This is a genomic window from Burkholderia dolosa, assembly GCF_902499135.1.
Taxonomy (GTDB): domain Bacteria; phylum Pseudomonadota; class Gammaproteobacteria; order Burkholderiales; family Burkholderiaceae; genus Burkholderia; species Burkholderia dolosa.
In genome coordinates, this window is record NZ_CABVPR010000075.1 from 20233 (window position 1) to 28035 (window position 7803).

Annotated in this window: 5 protein-coding genes; all 5 read right to left on the reverse strand. The window is 63.5% G+C overall.

Annotated features, from left to right (window positions below; all coding sequences use genetic code 11):
- Positions 1-7: 7 nt before the first annotated feature.
- Positions 8-1684 (reverse strand): SpoVR family protein, encoded by a 1677-nt coding sequence (locus tag BUB20358_RS24550; protein WP_006764351.1) that lies wholly within the window; start codon positions 1682-1684, stop codon positions 8-10.
- Entirely contained in the window at positions 1681-2949 is a 1269-nt protein-coding gene (locus tag BUB20358_RS24555) for a YeaH/YhbH family protein (protein WP_006764352.1), read from the reverse strand. The genes BUB20358_RS24550 and BUB20358_RS24555 overlap by 4 nt, the downstream gene beginning before the upstream one ends.
- 125 nt (positions 2950-3074) lie before the next feature.
- Positions 3075-4997 carry a PrkA family serine protein kinase gene (locus BUB20358_RS24560; protein ID WP_006764353.1) on the reverse strand — a complete coding sequence of 641 codons (1923 nt, stop codon included), beginning with the start codon at positions 4995-4997 and terminating at the stop codon, positions 3075-3077.
- Positions 4998-5539: 542 nt separating this feature from the next.
- The gene (locus BUB20358_RS24565) at positions 5540-7330 is read right to left on the reverse strand and encodes a methyl-accepting chemotaxis protein (protein WP_035972424.1); all 1791 of its coding nucleotides are present in this window, start codon (positions 7328-7330) and stop codon (positions 5540-5542) included.
- A 263-nt stretch (positions 7331-7593) separates the two neighbouring features.
- The coding region (locus BUB20358_RS24570; protein WP_254593978.1) for a PfkB family carbohydrate kinase at positions 7594-7803 on the reverse strand (210 nt) is incomplete at its 5' end.

Here is a 7803-nt window from a genome sequence, read left to right on the forward strand (position 1 = left end):
AGCGCGCTCAAACGCGCACCTCGGGCGGCACGTAGCGGCACTCGTAGCGCTTGCGCACGGTGCCGGCCTCGTCGACGCTCTCGAGATACACGTCGAACTGCCAGAGCCGCGCCATGTGCTTGAGCACCTCGTCGCTGTCGTTCGACAGATGGCGGTTGTCGGTCATGAAGTGGCGCAGCGTGAGGCTGCGGTCGCCGCGCGTGTTGACCGCCCACACCTGGATGTTCGGCTCGCGATGGTGAATGTCGTACTGCCGCGACAGCGCCTGACGCACGTACTGGTAGCCGGACTCGTCGTGAATCGCCGACACTTCGAGCGCATCGCGCATGTCGTCGTCGAGCACCGAGAACAGCCGCATCTCGCGGATCAGGTTCGGCGACAGGTACTGCGCGATGAAGCTCTCGTCCTTGAAGTTGCGCATCGCGTAGTGCATCGTGGGCAGCCACGGCGTGCCCGCAATTTCGGGGAACCACTTGTAGTCCTCTTCCGTCGGCGCCTCGCAGATCCGCCGGATGTCGCTCATCATCGAAAAGCCGAGCGCATACGGATTGATCCCGCTGTAGTACGGCTTCGTGACGGGCGGCTGGTACACGACGTTGCTGTGCGAATGGAGGAACTCCATCATGAAGCCGTCTTCGAGCTTGCCCTGGTTGTACAGCGTATTGAGCAGCGTGTAATGCCAGAACGTCGCCCACCCTTCGTTCATCACCTGCGTCTGCCGCTGTGGATAGAAATACTGGCCGATCTTGCGCACGATCCGGATGATCTCGCGCTCCCACGGCTCGAGCAGCGGCGCGTTCTTTTCCGCGAAGTACAGCAGGTTCTCCTGCGGCTCCGGCGGATAGCGTTCCTCCTGCTCTTCCTCGAGTTCCGGCTTCTTGCCGGGCAGCGTGCGCCACAGCTCGTTGACCTGCGACTGCAGGTACGCCTCGCGCTCGCGCCGCAGCGCCGCCTCCTTCGCGAGCGACGGCTTCTGCGGACGCTTGTAGCGGTCGACGCCGTAGTTCATCAACGCATGGCACGAATCGAGCAGTTCCTCGACACGATCGAGCCCGTAGCGCTCCTCGCACTCGGCGACGTAGTTCTTCGCGTACACGAGGTAGTCGATGATCGCGTGCGCGTCGGTCCACAGCCGGAACAGGTAGTTGCCCTTGAAGAACGAGTTATGTCCATACGCGGCGTGCGCGATGACGAGCGCCTGCATCGTCATCGTGTTCTCTTCCATCAGATACGCGATGCACGGATTCGAATTGATGACGATTTCGTACGCGAGGCCCATCTGGCCGCGGCGATAGCTCTTCTCGGTCGCGAGGAAGTGCTTGCCGAACGACCAGTGACGGTAGTTGACCGGCATCCCGACCGACGCATACGCGTCCATCATCTGCTCGGCGCTGATCAGTTCGAGCTGGATCGGATAGATATCGAGTTCGTACTGTTCGGCGACCTGCGCGATATGCGTGTCGTACTCCTCCAGCAGTTCGAACGTCCAGTCGGACGGGCACGGCAACGGCTTGCGTTCGGCAACGTTCATGCGCGCTTCCTTCTGCCCGGCACCGGGCAAGTCGGCGGCCGGCGGCGGCTCGGCCCGGCCGCGTTGCTGCGATGCGGCAGGACCGGCGTTGTCGTCGCCGGAAGGGCGCGGCTCGTAGCCGCGCGACTCGTTGTGCAGATGGCGGGTCGTCATGACATTTCCACCTGCTTTTCGAACAATTCACGAAACACCGGGTAGATATCGGCAGCCGATTCCACTTTTTTCATCGCGAGATGCGGTTGCGACAGCGCCAGCTGCGCGTACTCGAGCCACAGGTTCTGCTCTTCGGGCGCGACCTGGATGTACGCGAAGTAACGCGTCTTGGTGAGGATATCCTCTTCGAGGATTTTGCGACACTTCGGCGAATCGTCAGTCCAGTTGTCGCCGTCCGATGCTTGCGCGCCGTAGATGTTCCATTCGGTCGGCGAGTAGCGCTCGTTCATCACCTTGCGCATCAGTTCGAGCGCGCTCGACACGACCGTGCCTCCGCTTTCGGTCGAATGGAAGAACGTGTCTTCGTCGACTTCCTCCGCGCGCGTATGGTGCCGGATGAACACGACCTCGATACGCTCGTAGTTCCGCTTCAGGAACAGGTACAGCAGGATGAAGAAGCGCTTCGCGAGATCCTTGCGCTGCTCGTCCATCGAGCCCGACACGTCCATCAGGCAGAACATCACGGCCTGACTCGACGGCTGCGGCTGCTTCACGCGATTGATGTAGCGCAGGTCGAACGGATCGATGAACGGAATCCGCCAGATGCGGCCCTTCAGGTGATGAATCTCCGCTTCGAGCGTCGCGATTTCCGCGCGGCGGTCTTCCGGATCGTTCTTCAGCACTTCGAGCTGCGCCTCGAGTTCGCGCAGCTCGTTGACGAGCGGCGAGCCGAGCGCGATGCGCCGGCCGAGCGCGCTGCGCAGCGAACGCACGACGTCGATGTTGTTCGGCGTGCCTTCCGCCGACCAGCCCGCGCGCACGTTCTTCCAGCTCGGCACGGTCAGCAGGTGCGTCTTCACGAGGCGCGGCAGTTCGAGATCGTCGAAGAAGTACTGCATGAATTCGTCGCGGGACAGTTCGAACACGAAGTCGTCCTGCCCTTCGCCTTCGTTGCTCGCCTGACTGCCGCCGCCGCCCGAGCCGCCCTGCGGACGCGGAATCTTGTCGCCGCGCACGTAGTCCTCGTTGCCCGGATGCACGTATTCGCGCCGTCCGCCCGGCGCGTGCCGGAACGTCGGCTCCGCGATGTCCTTGCGCGGAATCGTGATGCTCTGCGTGCTCTGGATGTCCTTGATGCTACGGTCGCGCACCGCATCGGATACGGCGCGACGAATGTAGTTCTTGACGCGACGCAGAAAGCGTTCGCGATTGGCGATGCTCTTGTTCTTGCCGGCCAGCCTGCGGTCGATGATTTGATGAAGCACTCCCGGTCTCCCGCTCGAAAGTCGATATGCCGGGACGCTCGCCGCACATGCCGTCTGCCGTCATGCGGGCGGCGTCTCTGAAGGTGCCCGTGCGGACCAGCCGCACGGGCGCGGTACCGCGCGCGTCATGACGACTTGCGCACGCGCAGGTACCAGTCGCAAAGCAGCCTGACCTGCTTCGGCGTATAGCCCTTCGCGACCATCCGGTTCACAAAGTCCTCATGCTTGCGCTGCTCCTCCGCCGAGCCCTTCGCGTTGAACGAAATGACCGGCAACAGTTCCTCCGTATTCGAGAACATCTTCTTCTCGATCACCACGCGCAGCTTCTCGTAGCTCGTCCACACCGGGTTCTTGCCGGCGTTCGCGGCCCGCGCACGCAGCACGAAGTTCACGATCTCGTTGCGGAAATCCTTCGGGTTGCTGATGCCGGCCGGCTTCTCGATCTTCTCGAGCTCCGCGTTCAGCGCGGCGCGATCGAAGCTCTCGCCGGTGTCGTGATCGCGGAACTCCTGATCCTGGATCCAGAAATCTGCATACGTGACGTAGCGATCGAAGATGTTCTGCCCGTACTCCGAATACGATTCGAGGTATGCCGTCTGGATTTCCTTGCCGATGAACTCCGCGTAGCGCGACGCGAGCACGTCCTTCACGAACGACAGATACTTCTGCTCCGTTTCCGGCGGGAACTGCTCGCGCTCGATCTGCTGTTCGAGCACGTACATCAGGTGCACGGGGTTCGCCGCGACCTCGCTCGAATCGAAGTTGAACACGCGCGACAGGATCTTGAACGCGAAGCGCGTCGACACGCCGGTCATCCCTTCGTCGACGCCCGCGTAGTCGCGATATTCCTGGTACGACTTCGCCTTCGGGTCGGTGTCCTTCAGGTTCTCGCCGTCGTACACCTGCATCTTCGAGAACAGGCTCGAGTTCTCCGGTTCGTGCAGCCGCGACAGCACCGAGAACTGCGCCATCATCTTCAGCGTGCCCGGCGCGCATACCGCTTCCGCGAGCGACGAGTTGCGGATCAGCTTCTCGTAGATCTTGATCTCTTCGGACACGCGCAGGCAGTACGGCACCTTCACGACGAAGATCCGGTCGAGCAGCGCCTCGTTGTTGCGGTTGTTGCGGAACGCCTTCCACTCCGACTCGTTCGAGTGCGCGAGGATGATCCCGTCGAACGGAATCGCGCCGAAACCTTCGGTGCCCTTGAAGTTGCCTTCCTGCGTCGCGGTCAGCAGCGGGTGCAGCACCTTGATCGGCGCCTTGAACATTTCGACGAACTCGAGCAGGCCCTGGTTCGCGAGGCACAGGCCGCCGGAATAGCTGTAGGCGTCCGCATCGTCCTGCGCATATTGCTCGAGCTTGCGGATGTCGACCTTGCCGACCAGCGACGAAATGTCCTGATTGTTCTCGTCGCCCGGCTCCGTCTTCGCGATCCCGATCTGCCGCAGGATCGACGGATAGCGGCGCACCACGCGGAACTGGCGGATGTCGCCGTTGTATTCGTGCAGGCGCTTGACCGCCCACGGGCTCAGAATGCTCTTCAGATAGCGGCGAGGAATGCCATACTGTTCTTCGAGAATCGGACCGTCTTCGTCGTAGTCGAACAGCCCGAGCGGCGATTCGTTGACGGGCGAGCCCTTCAGCGCATAGAACGGCACGCGCTCCATCAACTGCTTCAGGCGCTCGGCGATCGACGACTTGCCGCCGCCGACCGGGCCCAGCAGATAGAGAATCTGCTTCTTCTCTTCGAGCCCTTGCGCAGCGTGGCGGAAATACGAGACCACCTGCTCGATCACTTCCTCCATTCCGTAGAACTCACGGAATGCGGGATAGACCTTGATGACCTTGTTCGCGAAGATCCGCGACAGCCGCGGGTCGTTGCGCGTATCGATGTGTTCCGGTTCCCCGATTGCAGCCAGCATGCGTTCGCCAGCCGTAGCGTACGCCGACGGATCGTTCTTGCAGAGCGCGAGATACTCCTCCAGCGAGAACTCTTCCTCTCGCGTTTTTTCGAAGCGGTTCGCGAAGCTGCTGTAAATATCCATGCTACCTCCTCGCCTGAGTCTGAAGACGTGCCTGCGTTCGTCTGACTGCGCACAAGCAAGCGCGTTCGAATTCATCCTAAACCCTTTCTTATTTTTTTTCACGAACTCTTCGTGTGAAGTTCGTCATTCTCCACAACACCGGTTGGACAACGCATTTCGACGCTCTACAATCGACGTCCCGGGCCGCACAAACTGCACGTGCCGCGTCTCGTCGAACAGCGAAACGTCTCTCGCATTGGACGCATCCTTCGTTGTCGCTTCCCCCTTCTTCCGTAGACGTTCGAACCGTCGTTCTCGACGACACGTTCGACACGCCGTTACAAATTTTCTTCACGACACCCTTACGGAAATACCCGTACGACCGATGTCCGAGAACATCTGCATCGGACCGCGGCGACGCTCGAGCGCATAGCGTGTCGCACATCGCGTTCCTCGACGCGTTCATCTGCGCTGTCACATTTCTCGAGCGCCGAAAACGACGACGCCCGCAAGCGCGGGCGTCGTGACCAATCAAATGGGGATAGATGCTCGGCGCATCCGGATCAGAACGTCTCCCAATCGTCGGCGCCGGCAGCGACGGGCTGCGACGTCGATGCGATCGCGGGCGCGGCAGCCGCACGCGCCGGTTTGTGCGCAGGCACCGGCGCTGCGGCAGCCATGCGCTTCGGCGGTGCATCGCGCTCGTCGTGTGCGACGCGCTGCGCAGCCGGCGGCGTGCGCAGCGCATTCGTCGCCGCCGGTGCGCGCGCAACGGCACGCGTGGCGCCGGACGCAGCCGTCGCCGTGTTCGCGTCGTCGAGCCGGAACACCGACGTCGTGTCGCGCAGGCGCGCCGCTTGCTCGTCGAGCGACTGCGCGGCGGCCGCCGCTTCCTCGACGAGCGCCGCATTCTGCTGCGTGACTTCGTCCATCTGCGCGACCGCGCGCGCGACCTGGTCGATGCCGCCGCTCTGCTCTTCGGAAGCCGCCGCGATCTCGCCCATGATGTCGGTCACGCGCTGCACCGCCGCGATCACGTCGCTCATCGTGCGCCCCGCTTCGTCGACGAGCGTCGAACCGGACCGAATGCGCTCCACCGACGCGTCGATCAGCGCCTTGATCTCCTTCGCCGCGCTCGACGAGCGTTGCGCGAGACTGCGCACCTCGCCCGCCACGACAGCGAAACCGCGCCCTTCTTCGCCGGCACGCGCGGCTTCGACCGCCGCATTCAGCGCCAGGATGTTGGTCTGGAACGCGATACCCTCGATGATCGCGATGATATCCGCGATCTTGGCCGAGCTCGCGTTGATCTCGCCCATCGTGCCGACGACCTGGCCGACCACCGTATTACCCTTGTTTGCAATTTCGGACGCGTTCGCGGCCAGCGCGCTCGCCTGGCGCGCATTGTCCGCATTCTGCTTCACGGTGCCGGTCAGCTGCTCCATGCTCGACGCAGTTTCCTGCAACGCCGCCGCCTGCTCTTCGGTGCGCGACGACAGATCGACGTTGCCGGCCGCGATCTGGCGCGCGGCCGTCGCGATCGACTCGCTGCCGCCGCGCACGGTGCGCACCGTATCGACCAGGCCGCGCTGCATCTTCGCGAGGCCGTCGAGCAACTGGCCCATCTCGTCGCGGCGATTCACGACGATCGTGCGGCGCAGGTCGCCCGCGGCGATCGCGTCGAAATGCGCGAGCGCATCCGCGATCGGCCGGCCGATCGCGCGGCTCAGCGCGAGCCACGACAACAGCGCGGCAATCAGGCCGGCCGCCAGCACGACGACGGACAGCACGCGCATCGTCTCGTACACCGACTCCGCCTGATCGAAGCGGGTTCGCGCGTCGCTGAACTGGAACGTGCGCAACGCTTCGCTCGCGACCGCGAGGTCGTTGTAGCGCGCCTGCAACTCCTTCGCGCCGGCGCCGATCCGCTCATGGTCGCCCGACCCGACGATGCCCGCGAACGCGTCGCAGCTCGCCTGCAGCGCCTGCCGCTTGGCCGCGACCGCCTGCGCGAGCCGGTCTTCTTCCGCGTTGCGCGGCAGCGCGAGGTACTTCTGCCACCCCGCGTCGGACTGCGCGCGCATCGCGCGGCTGCGCTCGATCGCAGCCGCGGATTCGGGCGTGCCGGCCAGCAGCGCCGCGCGATCCAGCGCGAGCCGCTCGCGTGCCGCGAACATTTCGGCTACGGCCACGTTGACCGCGCTCGGCATCTGATTGTTGAAAATCTCGCGCGTCGACGCATTCGTGCGCGTCATCCCGTACAGGCCGAGCACGCCTATTACGCCGAGCAGCGCGGCCAGAAACGCCATCGTCAAACCGATGCGTGCGCGAATCGTCAGGTTCCTGAAGACCATCATCTTTCCTGTGTAGCGTCGTCATGAACGGGCCGCGCCCGTCGCTTCGAAACGTTGTTTCGCTGACTGCATTTAACGACTGCAAGACACGCAACTTGATGGCATCCGCACTAATTTTCCGTTTAATACGTCTGTTTATTGCATTTATCTGAATAATGTGCGGGATTCAGCATACGAGCGGACTGCGATCGCGACAGCTCATCGAAGAAGACGCGGCCGCCGTTCGCTGCGACGAAACGGCGGCGCCGGAGGAAGAAGACGTGTCAGTCGCCGAGTTCGGCGAGCGTCGGAATCGACGGTTGCGCGCCGGCGCGCGTGACGGACAGCGCGGCCGCGCGCTGCGCGAAGCGGATCGCCGCGTCGAGTTCCGCGCCGGCCGCGAGCTGCGCGGCAAAGCCGCCGATGAACGTGTCGCCGGCCGCGGTCGTGTCGACCGCGCGCACGACCGGCGCCGCATAGTGGCGCGCGGCGCC